Source organism: Streptomyces sp. NPDC059788 (genome assembly GCF_042732265.1).
GTDB lineage: Bacteria > Actinomycetota > Actinomycetes > Streptomycetales > Streptomycetaceae > Streptomyces.
The window spans coordinates 76,756-92,243 of the sequence record NZ_JBHWHY010000027.1 but is presented as its reverse complement, the minus strand read 5'-3'; the positions used below and the strand labels follow the sequence as shown (position 1 = coordinate 92,243).

Here is a 15,488-nt window from a genome sequence, read left to right as displayed (position 1 = left end):
CGGCACGTCGCCGCGCGCCGCCCATATCGTGCCCCCATGATGCCCGCGACTGGTTCCGACGGCCCCTGCCGCCGTGCGGCGCATCTGGAGAGCATATGAAACGAACAGCACAGGGCCATCCGGCGCCTGCTCGACGTCGTGGTGTCCCGGCCCTGACCGCCTGCGGCATGGCACTGACCCTGACGTGCGCGACATTCGCCGGGCCGGCCGGCGCGGCCCACGCCTTCACCCCGGGCCCCCACTGGAACGCCGTCGACGACGCGCTCAAGTCGCACATCGCGCCCAAGACGCTGGAGATGCTCTGGCACGCCGACGACGCCTCGGACAAGAGGCCCTACTGGTCCGACGGGCAGACGCACTGCGACGACTTCGACCACTTCGCCTACCAGCACGAGTACCGGGTCCGCGACTTCGAAGACAAGCAGGGCAACGACCGCCCGGACACCAGCGAGGAACTGCGCGCCTCCAAGGACCACTACCACGCCTTCCAGGCCACCCGGTCCGCGCGCCAGGCAAGTGATCTTCAGCTGCTGGGCTGTCTCCAGTACGCCTTCGACCGCATCAACCTGGCCGTCCACCTGTCCAAGGACCTGCTGGACGCCTCGGGCAAGCAGGACCCGGCCACCCGGCGCGACGTACGCTGCCGCGAGGTGCCCGGCCAGCGCTACGGCGGCCGGCACGAGAAGTGGGGCCGCTACTGGCTGCCTTCGTGGCACAGCGAGCACCAGTTGTGGCGCGACTACTACAAGACGGAGCCCTTCTTCACCGACGAGCTCAAGCCCAACCCGAAGTGCAACGTCATCGAGCAGTTCGGCCGGGGCCTGCACGGTATCCAGGACTTCTACGCGCACAGCAACTGGGCCGACAGCGAGATCCGCAGCGACACACCGGACCTCGCGTACAGCAAGAAGATCGGCACATGGGCCAACCCCAAGGGGCTCAAGCACAAGACCCCCTTCCCGCTGTTCGACTTCGCGCGACTCGGCGTCCGCCCGGTCGACTATCACGCGGTCCAGAACGCGGCCCGGCGGGCCCAGGGGGCGGGCGTGGCACCGTGGCGCTACCTCCCACCCCGCCTCGCCTACAAGAAGGCCACTGGCCTGCCCGGCGCATCCGCGGGCCAGCCGTTCTACCTGACACGCTTCGAGCAGTTCCGCAGGCAGTACCTGGCCGCCCACCACAACCGCTACCCACTGAGCGAAGCACCGTACAAGGACCTGCAGAGCGGCTGCTACACCGAGCAGACCATCATCGGCAACCGCATCTGCCGCGAAACCCGGCAGCTCGGCCACTACGGCTACCCCAGCGCAGCCCGCAAGAACGCCAAGTGGGCCCTCAGCTCCATGGCTGCCGGGCTGGCCAAGGACAGCCTCACCGGCACCACCGACCGGGCGGCGGCCGACCTGAGCACCGGCAAACTGCCGTCCAGCAAGGCCGACGCCGAGAAGAAGGCGGCGAACAGCAGCTTCACCAACGCCGTCGCCGTGGCCACCGCCGATACGGCCCGGCAGTGGACGTACTTCAAGGCCCGGCTCGCCGCCACCTACGGCACCGACCGCGCCCAGCAGATGCTGCGCATCCTCACCCAGGACCAGACGGAGTCCTGATTCCACGACGCCGTTGGGCGGCCCGACGGCCGGCGGGCGGAGCTTGAGCGCCCTCGCCGGCGGGCCGGCCCGTATGCGCGCGGCCCGTCCCGGACTCCGACCACGCGCTCGAACACAGGAACCCGGAGGACAAGTTCACCGAATTTCCAACCAGCGGAACCGCCCATGCGGTTGGAACCGAGGCCGTCGGAGAAGGCCGTGGTGCGACTCAGCTGGAGCGCTGCGGCCCGCCGTCGGTGAGGGCGGCCGGCAGCAGGCCCAGCGGCGGGGAGCCGAGGGCGAGTACGGCACTGTGGAAGCGGAAGGGAGAGTAGGTGTCGCCCCAGCGGTGCCGGGCTTCGTCCCGCACGTCCCGTAGGGCCAGCTTGCCCCAGGTGTAGCGGCCGTACGTGGGGTCGTAGGTGGCGCGCTCGGCCTCCGAGCGGGCGGCACGGCCCGACAGGTAGGTGTCCGCCTCGAAGCGCCGGGCGGCCTCCGGCACGTCCATGGCCCCGGTGTGCACACCGATGGCGCAGGCGAGCCGGGTCACCCTGATCAGCGCCTCCATGCAGACGCCGATGGCGAAGCGGGGGTCGGCCGCCCGGTAGCCCTCCTCCATCATCAACTCTTCACCGTAGTGGGCCCAGCCTTCCATAAAGGTGAGCGACTGCAGGGTACGCCGGACGGGGCCGGCGGCCCGGCGCAGGCAGCGGGCGTGCGCGAAGTGCCCGGGCACCACCTCGTGCGCCGTGACGGCGGGCAGCATGGCCGGGCTGAAGACGGCCAGCCACTCCGCGGCTTCCTCCGCCTTCCAGCCGGGACCCGGCAGGGTGATGTGGTACCAGGACGGGGAATCGGGCTCCCCGGGCGCCGCGAAGGCCATCATGGCCCAGGTGTCCTGACGGGACGGCGGCGTGGGGCCGACCAGCACCTCGCCGTCCAGGTGCGGGAGAAGGCCCCGGCCGCGGGTGAAGTCCATCAGCTCCGCGGTGACGGCTCGCGCCTCGTCCAGGACGGCGTCGGCCGGCGGATGTTCGCGTACGAGGTCCCGCACCAGATCGTACGGGCGGCGGCCGGGAGCCAGCCGGTGACAGGCCTCGCGCAACAGCAGGCGCAGCCGTTCCGCCTCTTGGTCGGCCCGTTCGGCCAGCCGGGGCACGCTCACGTCGAGCCCTTCGGGGGCGCCCATGAGCAGGGCGAGGTCCCGCTCGCCGAGGGCGGCGCCCGGGTCGCCGTGGTCGGCCGCGTGCCTGAGGCAGGTCATCAGCCGCCCGTGCGCACGGCGGGCGCGGGACGCGATGTCGGTGTCGGCCAGTTCGGGCGGGATGACCGTGGTGAGGCTGTCGGCCGTGTCGAGTACGGCGCGGGCCGTGGGGGCGTCGACCCGGTCGAGCGAGCGGACGGACGCGTCGATCGCGTCGGGCCAGGACGCGAGGTGGGCGCGTTTGGCGCGGTCCCGGTCGGCGGCCGGTGCGTACTCCCGGTCGTAACAGCACAGATCGAGGTTGAGCAGGTGGGGCAGCGGGTTGCGGCGGTGCATTTCCAGGTCGCCGTAGACCGTGTGCAGGGCTGTTTCGAAGATGTGGAGGTGGGCGAGGTCGTGGGAGTTGGAAGGGCTGGGAGAGTTGGGTGAGTCGTGGAGGCCGGGTGAGTCGGTCGGGTTGAGTGGGACTCGGTAATGGGGTGGGGTGGCAGGGGGTGTCGGTTCGCGGGTGTCCGTGGAAGGGCCGCCGAGTTCGGCCAGTCCGGCGCGGATGCCGCCGGGAGAGAGATCCTGAACGTGCCCGTCGTATTCGTGCAGACCCGCCTGTTCCCGTACCTGCTCGACCATCAGGTCGCAGACCGCGCGTAATCGAGCGTCCATGGTCACGTGCTCCTTCCGGCTGTCGTCCCCGGTTCCGGTGGACGAGATCAGTTCAGTGGGGAGGGGCGATCAATGAATGGCCGTACTGGCGAGCAGTTCACCCTCCTTGCGGGCCACTTCCAGCAGAATTTCGATCATGGGTTCCGCCGCGGGCGAGTGATTCCCCTCGGGAAGCGCAATGTATACGCGACGTGGCGGGAATGTTCCCGCCAGGGAACGCAGAGCAATCTTTTCGCTGCTGCGGACCGCTAGCAATCCCGGAACAAGTGTGACACCGGCCGACATTTCCACCAGCCGGTTGACCGCGGCCCAGTCACCGACCCGGAAATGGACATGCGGCGCAAACCCCAGCGCCCTCTCGAATTCCGGCTGCGGGCCCAGACAGTCCGGATGAACACCCTCGATCCATGATTCCTTCGCCAGCTCCGGCAGCTCACCCGAGCAGAACTCGCCGCGTCGGCCCCGGCTGTCGCGGGCCACGGCGACGAATAACTCGTCCTCCAGCAGCGGCACAATGTCGAGCCCACAGACCTGATCGCCAGTGAGATCCCAGCCGGTGAGCAGCGCGAGGTCGATCAGGCCGGACCGCAGGTCCGCGACGTGGTGGCGCGTGGTGGAGCCGGACAGCGAAAGACCCACCTGCGGATAGCGTTCGGCGAAACGGGCCAACGACCGCGGCAGCAGATGCGCGTTGGCGCTGGCGAAACCGCCCATACGCAGCCGCCCGCCGCGCAGCCCGCCCACGGCCCGCAGCTCCTGTTTTACGGCGACGAGCTGCGAAAGAATACCGCGCGCCCGGTCTGCCAGCAGCAGGCCCGCTTCGGTCAGCCGGGCGCCGCGGCCCTGCCGTTGTACGAGTTGCACGCCGACCTCGTGCTCCAGTGCCTCGATCTGCCGTGAGACGGCCGGCTGGCTAAAGGACAGCGCCCTGGCCGCGGCCGACATCGACCCTCGTTCGGCAATCTCGACGAGTACACGCAGACGTTGGAGGTCACGCATACCCGGAAGATATAGCAGCCATGCAAAACCCGCAATTGTGCTCTTGCAGCGGATGGGGAAATCTGGAGGTCGGTTGTCCAACTGGACAGCCGGCCGACAGTAGAGGAAGGGGATATTCCATGAGTCCGGTACCCCCGCAGAAAACACCCGAGCGGGACGCCGCCGATATGGCTGCGGTCTGCAGGCAGTACTCCTGGACCCCGGAAGTCCACGACTTGTACGGCGATCCGGAGTCCATCCTGCGCAAGATGGACGCACAGAACATGGAGCTCACCGAGCGCCGCATCTTCGTCCTTCTCACCGAAAGCGAAGGCCTGGCTCAGGTTCGTTTCTTCGAGCAGGTGAAGGGCAAGGAATACGCGGTTTCCGCCTGGACCGGCGAGTCCCTCGGCGGCGTCGGCGGAGCGCTCGGCGACACCATCCTCAAGAACAAGGCTGTCAACTGCGTCGGGGAGCAGGTACGCGGTCTGCTGTCCACGTTCGCCATGGACTCGCCCACCACGGTCTCGGCGCCGGCCAACGCCCGTGCGGCGTTCGCCCACACCGTCCGCGCCCACGGCGAAGACACCTTCACGCGCGCCACGTTCGCCCTTCTGTGCTGACGCCGGCGGCACAGCGCCGGTCCGGCCGCCCCGAGCAGCACAGGGGCGGCCGGGTCTTCGCACGGCTGTGGGCCGCCACGGCTTCGGCGAACCTGGGCGACGGACTGGTACTGGCCCTGATCCCGCTGCTCGCCGTACAGCTGACGGCGTCCTCGGGCCTGGTCGCGGGGGCGAAGCTGGCGCACACGCTGCCCTGGGCGGTGGCGCCGCTGCTGGTCGGTCTGCTCGTCGACAGCATGGACCGGCGCCGCCTGATCGTCTTCTTCAACCTGTCGCGGGCGACGGCACTGGCCGCCCTCCTGGCCGTCCTGCTTCTCGGCGCCCCTCCCCTGTTCGTTCTCTGGTTCCTCTACCTGGTCGCGCTGTGTCTCGCGGTCGGCGAGGCCGTCGCCGACATCGCCACGACCGCGATCGTCCCCTCGGTGGTGCCGCGCCACCGGCTGGAGTGGGCGAACTCCTGGATACGGGGTACGGAGTCGGTACTGAACGAGTTCGTGGGGCTGCCGCTGGGCGGACTGCTGATCGCCATCGGCCCCGCGTGGGCGGTGGGCGGGGCCGGCGGGCTCTATCTCGTCGCGGCCGGGGCCATGCTGATGCTGAGCGGGACGTTCCGGCCGACGGACCGCGAACCGTCACCTGATACGGACGCTGCCGGGCACGGCGTACGAAGTGGCACAGGGGCCGGACAACGCGCCGGGCACAGCGGTGGCGGGGGCGATGGGGACGATGAGTCCAATGGGGCCGACGAGACCGGCGGGCGCAAACGGCATCTGCTCACCGCGGGCCTGAGAATCCTCTGGCGCAACCGGCCGTTGCGCACACTGACGCTGATGAGCACCGTCATGGCGGGCTGCTGGAGCGCCTGGCTCGCTGTACTGGTCGTCTATACCGTCCAGGGCCCGGTCGGCCTGTCCCCGACCGGATACGGACTCCTCCTGACGGCCCTGGGCGCCGGCGCCGTGATCGGCGCCGCCCTGGCCCCGCGCCTCGCCCGCACTGTGGGCGTCCGCTGGATACTGGCCGCGGACGTGGTGGCCGGCGTCGTCATGCTCGGCACCCCTGCCGTGAGCGCCGACGTCGTGGCGATCGCCGCTGCGACGTTCATCGGCGGGCTGGGCAGCGGGCTGTGGAACGTGGTGGTCATCTCCCTGCGCCAGCGTCTGATCCCGCACGGCCGGCTGGGCCGGATCAGCGGCGCCATCAGGTTCCTCGGCTGGGGCGGTATGCCGGTGGGCGCCGCACTGGCCGCCGGGCTCGCCGAACTGGGCGGCCCGCGCCCGGTCTTCGCCCTGTCCGCCCTGCTCACCGCGTGCACCTTGATCCCTCTGCTCCGCATCCTGAACGCCCCGGCCCTGAACGCACCGCCGCAGGAGGAGTCCCCGGAATCCCAGGGGTCCCCGGAATCACCGGAATCACCGGCTGGCGAGAAGCGCTGAGGAGCCCGGTAAACGCCCGGTTGCCCGCGGGTCCACGGGAACCGCAAGTGCGGTTTCCTGCGCACGTTTCCGCAAGCGCTCACCCGTGCTGGACCGGCGGGCAGTATCCACTCTTGTCGCCGATCGTGTTGATCTCGGCGTTGGACCGCGGGTCCCCGGCGTAGTTGATCTGGTTCGTGCAGCTCTTCCCGGGCTTCTTCGGAGTACCCGACGGCGCGTCGCTCTTCTTCGGCGCCGGGCAGTGGCCGGTCTCGTCGCCGATCGTGTTGATCTCGGCGTTGGACCGCGGGTCGCCCGCGTAGTCGATCCGGTTCGTGCAGCTCTTGCCCGTCTTCTTCGAGGTGCCCGCGTACTTGCCGACGGCAGGGCCGTGGGCGGACTTGGCCGGGGAGGCTGCGGACTCCGGGGCGCTCGCGGAGGCGGACGAGGACGCGGCGGGCGAGGACGCGGCGGATGCGGACGCGGCGGACGAGGCGCTGTTGCCGCCGTCCTGGCAGGCGGTGAGTCCGAACGCGGCGGCGGCGATCACCATGGCGGCGGCGGCCTTGCGGGCCTGGCGGAGAGTGGTGCTGCTGCGGTGCGACATGTGCTTCTCGTTCTCTTCAGGTGGTGCTCCGGGCTGGTGAGAACAAGACTGTCGACCGCCGCTGATGCGGTGCCGTCGTGCGGCTAACACCTCACTAACGTCCAAGATCACAAAGACGGCGCCGATCCGGGTCCGGCCTGGTGGCCCGTGACCGCGTCGGCGTGCGCCGGGGCCGGCAGGTGCCTGGTCGTCAGGCCCTCGATACGTCCCGCCGTCGATACGACGATGTCCAACCGCATCGGCGTCACGGCGCCGCCCTCGCGACGGCGGTAGCTGAGCAGGCGCGCGCCCCGCCCGTTCTCCACGTGCTGGAAACGGGCGTCGGCGTGCGATGTCTCCTCGGGGAACCAGGTGCGGGCGAACCGCTCCGCCGACTTCCGCATCTCCGTCTCGGAGAGGGTTCCGGCGTCGTCCCGGCCGCCTTCGGTCCTGATGCCGACGAGCCTGCGGTCCGGCCAGGTGGCCACGACGGTACGGCCGGGCAGCACGGCCCGCAGAATCCACCGGCCGGGCTGTGGTCTGCTGACCTGCGTACCGGCCTCGGCGCGTGTGGCGCCGCCGTACAGTTCGCTGACGGTGTCGAGCAGCCATTCCCGCATCTCCCCGGTATCACCGAGGGCGGCGCTCGCGCGATGGTGCGAGGCTTCGTAGTCGACGGTGGTGAGGGTGAAGTGACAGGCCACCGTGACCGCACACGTACTCGCCACGAGCGCGCCCGCGCCCCATAGCGTGTCCTGCCGCGTGAAGGGCGACCGACGTCGCCGGACCCATGAGGCGAGGCATCCGAGGAGCAGTCCGAGGACGCCGCCCAGTACGTTCGCCTTGACGTCGTCGTAGCTGCACGCGCGGCCCAGGTCCAGCCGGCCCTGCACCAGTTCGATACCGGTGGTCAGTACCACCGTCCCGGCGAGTACGAGCAACGGGCGCCCGAAGACGAGTACGGCCAAAAAGCTCGCCGGGATGAACAACAGGACGTTCAACCGGGCCGATTCGGAGGCGAGGAACGCGATTCCGGGCAGGCCCTCGTCGCAAGTGCCGGGTTTTCCGTTTCCGGAGAATCCCGGCGTCAGTGTCACGGTGAGAACGCCCGCCAGAGCAGTGGCCAGAAGCATCGGGAGAGTGACCGGGCGCCCACGTACTTTCGCGACGAGGCCGGTGGGGGCGGCCAGCAGGACGGCGACGATCACAAATGCCGGAACAAGGCCGGGCACCGCGCCGACCGATGCTTCTATCACCGATTGCGCCTACGTCTTTCCTGGATCGCGGGACGGGCCTGACAACCAGTCGGTCCGGGGCACCGGCGGCAACGCGGGCGCGGGAATCGGAGCCCGACGGCGGAATGACATTACCCGAGAACGATCACAGGGCGAGGTCGGCTTTTCGCCGGACCGTGACCGGTTTCCGCCGCGGTCCCGCCGACGTACGGGTCAGTGGGCCAGGCGTTCGTACAGGGCCATGGGCGTCACGTACCCGGGCCAGCGGCCGTCGTCGAAGAGGTGGATTCCGGCGTCGCGGTAGCTCTGGTCGACGAGTTGCGAGCAGATCATGTGGCCGGTGGCCGCGACATAGCGTCGCAGGCCGGGGAAGGGCAGGCGCAGCCGGTGGACGGCTATGGCCAGGAAGTCGAGGAAGCTGTACGGGACGCCCTCGTAGCGGCGGCCGGCGGCGCAGACCGCGTCGCGTTGGCTGTCGGTGAGCCCTTGCGGGCATACGTACAGGACGTTCGCGCCGTCGTAGGACGACAGGGGGCGGATGGTCGCACCGCCGGGTTCGGCTTCCAGGAGCATTCCGTCGGGGAGTACGAGGAAGGCGTGCTGGTAATCACCGAACCCGTTTCCGTTCAGCCACTGGCCGATGCGGATCAAGCGGCCCACATTGCCGCTGATTTGGGTGAGGCCTATGTCGCCGGGCATGGGCAGGGCATGCTGCATCTGCGGCTCCGGGGCACACAATGGGGGTGGGTTTTCTGTGTGATACCCGGTTCGGAGCCGTTGAAAGGAGCTGGGGAAGGGAATTTCACGCGCCGCGGCCGGAGCAGGGGCCGCTTCAGTGGAGTTCGTAGTACCAGCAGCCGTCGGCGGGATCGAACCTCATGTGTACGCGGCCGACGGCGCGCAGGCGGTCACGGTCCTGCCGGGTCACCGTCACCGCACCGCCCGCCTTGTCGACCACGTACTTGAGCGCGGTTTCGAGTTCGTCACGCCTGCGGGCGAGTTGTGCGATCTCGAACTGCAGTTGCTGCAGCCGCGATTGCAGCAGGGCGACCTGCTGCTCGGGAGGGGGGTCGCTGGGCGTCATGATGCCGGCGTCCTGGGCCGCGGAACGACGGGCGAGGCGGGAGAGGCGCCTCGCCCGGTCCGTCCGCGTGCCGGTAGGCACACCCGGTGGGATGCCGGATGTGCCCACCACCAAGGCGCTGGGGCAATCAGTCCTGCGCCAGGTCCCCGAATCGGGCCGCCGAGTTCCAGTTGCCGTTGCCCCAGTTGTGCGAGGCGAAGCTCGGCGCGTTGGTGTACTTGCTGATGTTGACGAGGTCGTCGTCGTGACCGTGGGCCTGGGACGTGACGGCGCCGGCGGCGGACAGGCCCACCACCGCGAGGCCGACGAAGAGCGGACGCATGACAGAACGCATACCCACATCCTCCTTTGAGGCGTGCTGAGAGTGACTGACACCGTCGATTCAACCCTTGGCGCGTGATCATATGAAAGGAGAAACGCGGCTTTTCTCCCGATTTACCCGGTTGGCCTAGTGGGAGGCCGGAGGGGAGGCGAGAGGGGAAGGGGGTGGGTGGAGGGGGTGCGTGGGTGGAGGTGGGCGGGCGGGGCCGGTTGGGGGCCGGGCGGCGGCGGTGGTCGCGTGGGGGCGGCCGTTGGGAAGCCCGGACGGCACACGGGCGGGTCCGGGCGGAGACGGAGAGTGTGGGTCTGGACACATATGGAGCATTGCGCGCGGCGGGCGCGCACCGGTCATGGCAGGTCAGCCGCATATGTACGGCGCATGTGGCCACGCCGGCGCAGCGGTACGGCGGACGGGGACACTTCGGCGAGGGAGCGTTGTCAGTGCCCGCCCCTAGCATGGACGACATGCCCCCAACTCCTCCCCCTTCCACGGGCACGCCCCCGGCCGCCGACGCGAACGAAGCGATCCGGCAGTTCGTGCGCGCCCGCCGTGGCCGGTCGTGGACGGCTGAGGACCGCGCGGAGTACGCGCGGTTGTTGGAGATATGGACGCGGGCGGTGCGCGGGGGCGTCGTCGAGGTCGTCTGAGCCGGCCGCGGCCGGCGACAGCGGGCGACCGCCTCAGCCCCCAGCCCGCACCCGCACCCGCACCCGACGCATGGTCACAAACCATTGGCGGTGCACCGCTTGCCACTGCTTCCATGCGGGTGTGAACGCAGAAATCGATGACCACCGCCCCGCCGACGTGCTGCTGGAGCAGTTGCTCGCCCGGATCGAGGAGTACTACGACGCCGTACCGCGCAGTGCCGCGCGCGCCGAGGACTTCGGGACGCTGACGCTCTTCGTCCGCGAGGGCCGGGGCTGGCCGTACTACGCGCGACCGGCCCTGGGCCGGTCGGGTGAGGCGCCGAGCGCCGCCGAGGTCACGCGCGTGCGGGCCCGGCAGCGGGAGCTGGGGCTGCCCGAGAGCTTCGAGTGGGTCGCCGAGAACGCGCCACTGCTGCGCTCCGCGGTGGAGGAGTCGGGGCTGGTGGTGCACGAGCACCCGCTGCTCGCCCTCGACCTGGATGACGGCCGGGCGCCCGAGGCGGCGGTCGCGGCCGGGGCATCGGTGCGGGTCCGTGTGCTGGAGGACGGCGATCCGGCGTTGCCGCACGCCGTCGCCGTACCGCATGTCGCCTTCGGACAGCCGGACACCCGGACCGGCGCGGCGGGCGCCCGGGAGCTCGCGGAGTCGGCCCGGCGGCTCGTCGAGGACGGTTCGGTGGACTTCGTGGCGGAGCGCATACGCAGCGGGTTCACCGTCGTGGCGGTGGCGGAGGAGGACGGCGCGGCGCTGTGCGCGGGGCAGCATCAGCCGGTCGGCGCGGTCAGCGAGGTCGTCGGCGTGGGCACGCTGCCCAGCGCCCGCCGCCGTGGCCTGGGCCTCGCGGTCACCGCCGCGCTGGTGGCCGACGCCCGTGAGCGGGGCGTCCGTACGGTGTTCCTGTCGGCGAACAACGACGATGTCGCGCGGATCTACGAGCGGCTCGGCTTCCGGCGGATCGGCGTCGCGCTGATCGCGGAGCCGGGGCCCCCGGCGCCCGTGCAGCCCGCGGAGTAGCGGCCCCGGGAGTCGCGCGGGGAGATGGGGGAGGAAAATGGGGTGGGAGGCGTGACGGGAGCGCACGCCCCGCGCGCCGACCGGGAGTGAGGTTGTAGTGAACACGCCGCTGCCCGGCTTCGGAGGTACGGAGCGCGCACGGACCCGGCCCGCGCCGGGCGCGGTGCACGTACCCGGCTGGCTGTCCCCGGAGCGGCAGCGGGAGCTGGTCACCGCCTGCCGCGGCTGGGCGCGGGGGCCGGTGCCGATCCGGCACACCCGGCTGCCGCGTGGCGGCGTGATGTCCGTACAGACGGTGTGCCTCGGCTGGCACTGGCAGCCGTACGCGTACAAGCGCACCGCGGACGACGTCAACGGTGCCCGGGTCGCCGCGTTCCCTGACTGGCTGGCCGAGCTGGGCCGGGCGGCGCTGGTCGACGCGTACGAGGACGCCGCCGCCGGAGACGACTACACACCGGACACGGCTCTGATCAATTTCTATGACGGTCAGGCCAAGATGGGAATGCACCAGGACAAGGACGAACGGTCCGGCGCTCCGGTCGTCTCCCTCAGCATCGGTGACACCTGCGTCTTCCGCTTCGGGAACACCGAGTCCCGCAACCGCCCCTACACCGACCTCGAACTGGCCTCCGGCGATCTGTTCGTCTTCGGCGGGCCGTCGCGGTTCGCCTATCACGGGGTGACCAAGGTACGTCCGGGGACCGGTGACCCCGCGACGGGGCTGACGAGCGGGCGCCTGAACATCACGCTCCGGGTCACCGGCCTGGAGTAGCCCGGGACCCGGGGCAGGTCGGAGCAGGGTCCGGGCACACCGGTGCGGAATCGCGGGCCGCCGAGAGCTACGGGGCTACCGGGGCTTGCTGGGACTACGGGGGGCTACTGGGCCGTGCCTGCCAGCAGCCAGCGGCCGACCGGCACCTCGAACAGCACCCGGCCCGAAGCCGACGGGAGGGTGGCGGTCGCGTCCCAGTCGTACTTCGCGAGGAAGGCCGCGACCACCTCGGGCGACGTGCGCGAGGTGTGTGAGCCGTCCGAGATGCCGCCGTCCGGCAGGACGTGCCACACCTTGGCGCGTCCCTCGGCGACGACGGGGGCCTCGCCGCCCTCCAGGGCCAGCGAGACCCGCGGATCGTGCCCGACGTTGCGGACCTTCACCGAGGCGCGGTCCGCGCCGATCCACCAGGTGTCCCGCAGGAAGACGAACCAGACGGGTGTGACGTGCGGGGAGCCGTCCGGGCGCAGGGTGCACAGCCAGGCGATCCGCTCGGTGGCCAGGCGGTCACGGACTGCGGGGTCGAGGGCCTGCGGGTGGCGCGTACCGGTCTGGGGGCGCGTACCGGCTCGGGGGCGGCTCGTGCCGTCCTGTGAGTGGCTCGTACCGGCCGGATCGCCGGGGTGCAGTGCGTGGTCCGGATCGTTCATGTCGGCATTTCATCAGAGGAGGCGCGAGAGTGAGCAGGCCGCGTACCCGATGGTGAACCTTTGTCCGAATGGATGAGCCGAACGCGCCGTTCCGGGCGGGGCGCGGAGGCACACTGGAGGTATGTGCCGCAGCATCAAGACGCTCCGACCGCCCGCCACGCCCGACGTGACCGAGGACGACATCCGGGCGGCGGCTCTCCAGTACGTCCGCAAGGTCTCCGGGTTCCGTGCGCCGGCCGCGCACAACCGGGAGGTGTTCGAGCAGGCCGTGGACGCGGTGGCGGCCGCGACGCACGACCTGCTGGCCGGACTCCGGGTACGCGGCGGAGGTGGCGGCGACGGCCGCCACCGTTCCGCTCCCGGCTCTCAGGCGGGCAGTTCCAGCAGGGCCCGCACGGGCAGGTGATCGCTGGGGAACTGCCCGTCCTCGGAGAACGTGTCGATCACGGCGCGGTGCGTCCGGACCGTCGGTGAGGTGAGTATCCAGTCGATCCGTTCGCCGTCCCGTACCAGCGGCCGGTAGCCGTGGTACGTGGCGTACAGGGTGCTGCGCGAGTCGGCCGTGTCCCAGCTGTCCACCAGCCCGCCCCGGGCGAGCATCGTGTCGTACACGGGGTTGCGGTGCGCGGGGACGTTGAAGTCGCCGGTCACGATGCGCGGGAGTGCCGGGTCCAGCGCCCGGAGCCGGTCGGTGATCAGGGTGGCGGAGCGCTCGCGCGAGTACTGGTTCAGGTGGTCGAGGTGGGTGTTGAGGGCGTAGAACTCGCCGCCGGTGCGCAGGTCCCGGAAACGCACCCAGGTCGCCATCCGGATGACCGTGTTGCCCCAGGTCGTGGAACCGATCAGATACGGGGTGTCGGAGAGCCAGAAATGGTCGTACTCGACCGGAGTCAGCCGGTGGATGTCGTAGAAAAGGGCGGCGAACTCGTCACGGCTGCCGCCGGCCCGGCCCGTGCCCAGCCAGGCGTAGTCGTCGCCGAGGTCTTCCGCGATGTCCTGCAACTGGTGGTAGAGGCCCTCCTGGGTGCCGAGCAGGTGCGGCGCGGCCCGGTGCAGCAACTCCCGCATCACCGGGCGCCGTTCGGGCCACGAGTTGGGCCGCTCGTTCGAGGCGTACCGGAGGTTGAACGTCATGGTGCGCAGCCGCCGGTCGCCCCGGGAGGCGTGCGCGGTGCCGCCGCCGTACGCCAGGGCGGGCGTGCCGACCGCCGTGGCCGCGACCACGCGCAGGGCCGCGCGGCGGCTGAACGGGCTCACGGAGGCGCGCACGGCGCCGGTGGGGTCCCCTCCCGGCACCTCCGTCGACCCCGGACCCGGGTCCGGCAGCGGGTCCGGCACCGCGGCGGAGCAACCCGTCGATCTCGTCATCGCATCTCCAGTGGCCGGTGGCCCGCTACGCCTGCGGGCCGGGTCACCGAAGAGTCTCGGAGACCAGGGTGATGCGGAAGTGGACGCCAGGGGGAGGGGGTGGAAATGCGCTACTCCACCGGGCCGCTCCCCTGAACCACCCGCCCGTACCAGCCGCCCCGGTCAGCCCGGTCCAGCCCCGTCAGCGCCAGCCAATACCGGTCAGGACAAGTCAACACCGGTCAACCGCAGTCAGTCCCGGTCGGGTCCCGCGGCCGGTCCCTGCCAGTCCGCGTGCCGGATGCGGGAGATGTCCCGTACGTCGCCGAGCGTTCCCCATTCGTCCCTGCCCAGCCGGGACAGCGGGCGCAGCTTCCGGACCTCCGGGTGTCCGTCGGCCATGACCTCTTCCGCCACGACCGCGTGCACCACCCGGCCGAAGACGACGGTGGAGTCGCCGAACCGCGTCGTGCTGTGCAGTTCGCATTCGAACGCCACCGGGGAAGCGGCGACCCGCGGCGGCTTCACCCGCAGGCTCGGCTCGGCGGTCAGGCCCACCTCGTCGAACTCGCTCACCCCGTGCGGGAAGTCGGTCGCCGTCTCGTTGATCTTCGTGGCGAGTTCCTCCGGCGCGAAGTTCACCACGAACTGCCCGGTCTCCTCGACGTTGCGGAGGGTGTCCTTCCGGCCGACGGCCGAGAACTGCAGGATGGGCGGCGCGACGCAGGCGATGGTGAAGAACGAGTGCGGGGCCACATTGGCCACGCCCTCGGCGGAGACGGTGGACACCCAGGCGATGGGCCGCGGCACCACGGTCGCCGTGAGCAGCCGGTAGAAGCCCTGCCGGTCGAACTGTTCGGGGTCGAAGTCGATACGCATGAAGATCAGTATCCATCCCGGCCGGCCCATGGCCCAGCGCCCCCAGGGCCCAGGGACCAGGGCCCGATGCCGTTACGAGGCGGCGCCGCGCGTGAGCCGGTCGCGGAGCGTGGCGGCGAACTCCTCCGCCCGCGCCAGTTGGGTCCGCAGGTCCACAACCCGCCGCTGGGCGGCCTCTTCGAAGCCGCGCAGCCGCGCCAGGAGTTCGCGCCGCTCGTCGTCGGACAGGTCCGCGCCGGCATCGAGACGGTCCGTGGCGGCGAGCAGCTCGCGCATCTCCTCCAGGCTGAACCCCAGCGGCTTCATCCGGCGGATGACCATCAGGCGGGCGACATCGGCCTCCGTGTAGAGGCGGAAGCCGCCCTGGGAGCGGGCCGAGGGGATGACGAGACCGGTCTCCTCGTAATGGCGGATGGTGCGCAGCGACAGTTCCGTACGCGCGGCGACCTCGCCGATCTGCATGTGCTCGCCGTTCACGAGGTGCC

General features: G+C 70.6%; 18 protein-coding genes. 7 read left to right on the top strand and 11 right to left on the bottom strand.

What is annotated here, in order from left to right; all coding sequences use genetic code 11:
* The first annotated feature begins 167 nt into the window (after positions 1 to 167).
* The gene (locus tag ACFV57_RS23895) at positions 168 to 1,607 is read left to right on the top strand and encodes a hypothetical protein (RefSeq protein WP_385235759.1); all 1,440 of its coding nucleotides are present in this window, start codon (positions 168 to 170) and stop codon (positions 1,605 to 1,607) included.
* A 208-nt stretch (positions 1,608 to 1,815) separates the two neighbouring features.
* Here the strand turns inward: ACFV57_RS23895 and ACFV57_RS23890 are convergent, their stop codons facing one another.
* The gene (locus tag ACFV57_RS23890; protein ID WP_385235756.1) at positions 1,816 to 3,450 is read right to left on the bottom strand and encodes a DUF885 family protein; all 1,635 of its coding nucleotides are present in this window, start codon (positions 3,448 to 3,450) and stop codon (positions 1,816 to 1,818) included.
* A 69-nt stretch (positions 3,451 to 3,519) separates the two neighbouring features.
* A complete protein-coding gene (locus tag ACFV57_RS23885; protein ID WP_385235753.1) occupies positions 3,520 to 4,449 on the bottom strand; it encodes a LysR family transcriptional regulator in 930 nt (309 codons plus the stop codon).
* A 119-nt stretch (positions 4,450 to 4,568) separates the two neighbouring features.
* On the opposite strand from ACFV57_RS23885, the gene ACFV57_RS23880 reads away from it, so the two are divergent.
* On the top strand, positions 4,569 to 5,051 hold the full coding sequence (locus ACFV57_RS23880; RefSeq protein ID WP_385235750.1) for a hypothetical protein: 483 nt from the start codon (positions 4,569 to 4,571) through the stop codon (positions 5,049 to 5,051).
* Positions 5,045 to 6,487 carry an MFS transporter gene (locus ACFV57_RS23875; RefSeq protein WP_385235747.1) on the top strand — a complete coding sequence of 481 codons (1,443 nt, stop codon included), beginning with the start codon at positions 5,045 to 5,047 and terminating at the stop codon, positions 6,485 to 6,487. Before ACFV57_RS23880 ends, ACFV57_RS23875 begins: the two co-directional genes overlap by 7 nt.
* A 79-nt stretch (positions 6,488 to 6,566) precedes the next feature.
* On the opposite strand, the gene ACFV57_RS23870 is transcribed toward ACFV57_RS23875, so the two are convergent.
* The 5 genes from ACFV57_RS23870 to ACFV57_RS23850 all read right to left on the bottom strand — a co-directional run bounded on the left by ACFV57_RS23870 (position 6,567) and on the right by ACFV57_RS23850 (position 9,705).
* Positions 6,567 to 7,073 carry a hypothetical protein gene (locus ACFV57_RS23870; protein WP_385235744.1) on the bottom strand — a complete coding sequence of 169 codons (507 nt, stop codon included), beginning with the start codon at positions 7,071 to 7,073 and terminating at the stop codon, positions 6,567 to 6,569.
* A gap of 107 nt (positions 7,074 to 7,180) precedes the next feature.
* Positions 7,181 to 8,308, bottom strand: coding sequence for a VanZ family protein (locus ACFV57_RS23865; protein WP_385235741.1), 1,128 nt, complete (start codon positions 8,306 to 8,308; stop codon positions 7,181 to 7,183).
* 192 nt (positions 8,309 to 8,500) lie between these two features.
* Positions 8,501 to 9,004, bottom strand: coding sequence for a hypothetical protein (locus ACFV57_RS23860; protein WP_385235738.1), 504 nt, complete (start codon positions 9,002 to 9,004; stop codon positions 8,501 to 8,503).
* Positions 9,005 to 9,119: 115 nt separating this feature from the next.
* On the bottom strand, positions 9,120 to 9,371 hold the full coding sequence (locus ACFV57_RS23855; RefSeq protein WP_385235735.1) for a hypothetical protein: 252 nt from the start codon (positions 9,369 to 9,371) through the stop codon (positions 9,120 to 9,122).
* 127 nt (positions 9,372 to 9,498) lie between these two features.
* Positions 9,499 to 9,705 (bottom strand): hypothetical protein, encoded by a 207-nt coding sequence (locus ACFV57_RS23850; protein WP_385235732.1) that lies wholly within the window; start codon positions 9,703 to 9,705, stop codon positions 9,499 to 9,501.
* Positions 9,706 to 10,157: 452 nt separating this feature from the next.
* On the opposite strand from ACFV57_RS23850, the gene ACFV57_RS23845 reads away from it, so the two are divergent.
* The 3 genes from ACFV57_RS23845 (at position 10,158) to ACFV57_RS23835 (ending at position 12,127) form a co-directional block, all read left to right on the top strand.
* Positions 10,158 to 10,340 carry a hypothetical protein gene (locus ACFV57_RS23845; protein WP_385235729.1) on the top strand — a complete coding sequence of 61 codons (183 nt, stop codon included), beginning with the start codon at positions 10,158 to 10,160 and terminating at the stop codon, positions 10,338 to 10,340.
* 121 nt (positions 10,341 to 10,461) lie between these two features.
* Complete coding sequence (locus ACFV57_RS23840; RefSeq protein WP_385235725.1) at positions 10,462 to 11,355, top strand: GNAT family N-acetyltransferase; 894 nt, start codon at positions 10,462 to 10,464, stop codon at positions 11,353 to 11,355.
* Positions 11,356 to 11,452: 97 nt separating this feature from the next.
* Positions 11,453 to 12,127, top strand: coding sequence for an alpha-ketoglutarate-dependent dioxygenase AlkB family protein (locus tag ACFV57_RS23835; RefSeq protein ID WP_385235722.1), 675 nt, complete (start codon positions 11,453 to 11,455; stop codon positions 12,125 to 12,127).
* A gap of 104 nt (positions 12,128 to 12,231) precedes the next feature.
* Here ACFV57_RS23835 and ACFV57_RS23830 read toward each other — a convergent pair whose 3' ends face one another.
* Complete coding sequence (locus ACFV57_RS23830; protein WP_385235719.1) at positions 12,232 to 12,777, bottom strand: pyridoxamine 5'-phosphate oxidase family protein; 546 nt, start codon at positions 12,775 to 12,777, stop codon at positions 12,232 to 12,234.
* A 121-nt stretch (positions 12,778 to 12,898) separates the two neighbouring features.
* Between ACFV57_RS23830 and ACFV57_RS23825 the strand changes: the two genes are divergently transcribed.
* A complete protein-coding gene (locus ACFV57_RS23825) occupies positions 12,899 to 13,183 on the top strand; it encodes a DUF2277 domain-containing protein (protein ID WP_385235716.1) in 285 nt (94 codons plus the stop codon).
* Here ACFV57_RS23825 and ACFV57_RS23820 read toward each other — a convergent pair.
* The 3 genes from ACFV57_RS23820 to ACFV57_RS23810 all read right to left on the bottom strand — a co-directional run bounded on the left by ACFV57_RS23820 (position 13,144) and on the right by ACFV57_RS23810 (position 15,480).
* Positions 13,144 to 14,145 (bottom strand): endonuclease/exonuclease/phosphatase family protein, encoded by a 1,002-nt coding sequence (locus ACFV57_RS23820; protein WP_385235713.1) that lies wholly within the window; start codon positions 14,143 to 14,145, stop codon positions 13,144 to 13,146. The genes ACFV57_RS23825 and ACFV57_RS23820 overlap by 40 nt on opposite strands.
* A gap of 231 nt (positions 14,146 to 14,376) precedes the next feature.
* Entirely contained in the window at positions 14,377 to 15,003 is a 627-nt protein-coding gene (locus ACFV57_RS23815) for a flavin reductase family protein (protein WP_385235710.1), read from the bottom strand.
* Positions 15,004 to 15,075: 72 nt separating this feature from the next.
* Positions 15,076 to 15,480 carry a MerR family transcriptional regulator gene (locus ACFV57_RS23810; RefSeq protein ID WP_385235707.1) on the bottom strand — a complete coding sequence of 135 codons (405 nt, stop codon included), beginning with the start codon at positions 15,478 to 15,480 and terminating at the stop codon, positions 15,076 to 15,078.
* Positions 15,481 to 15,488: the final 8 nt, after the last annotated feature.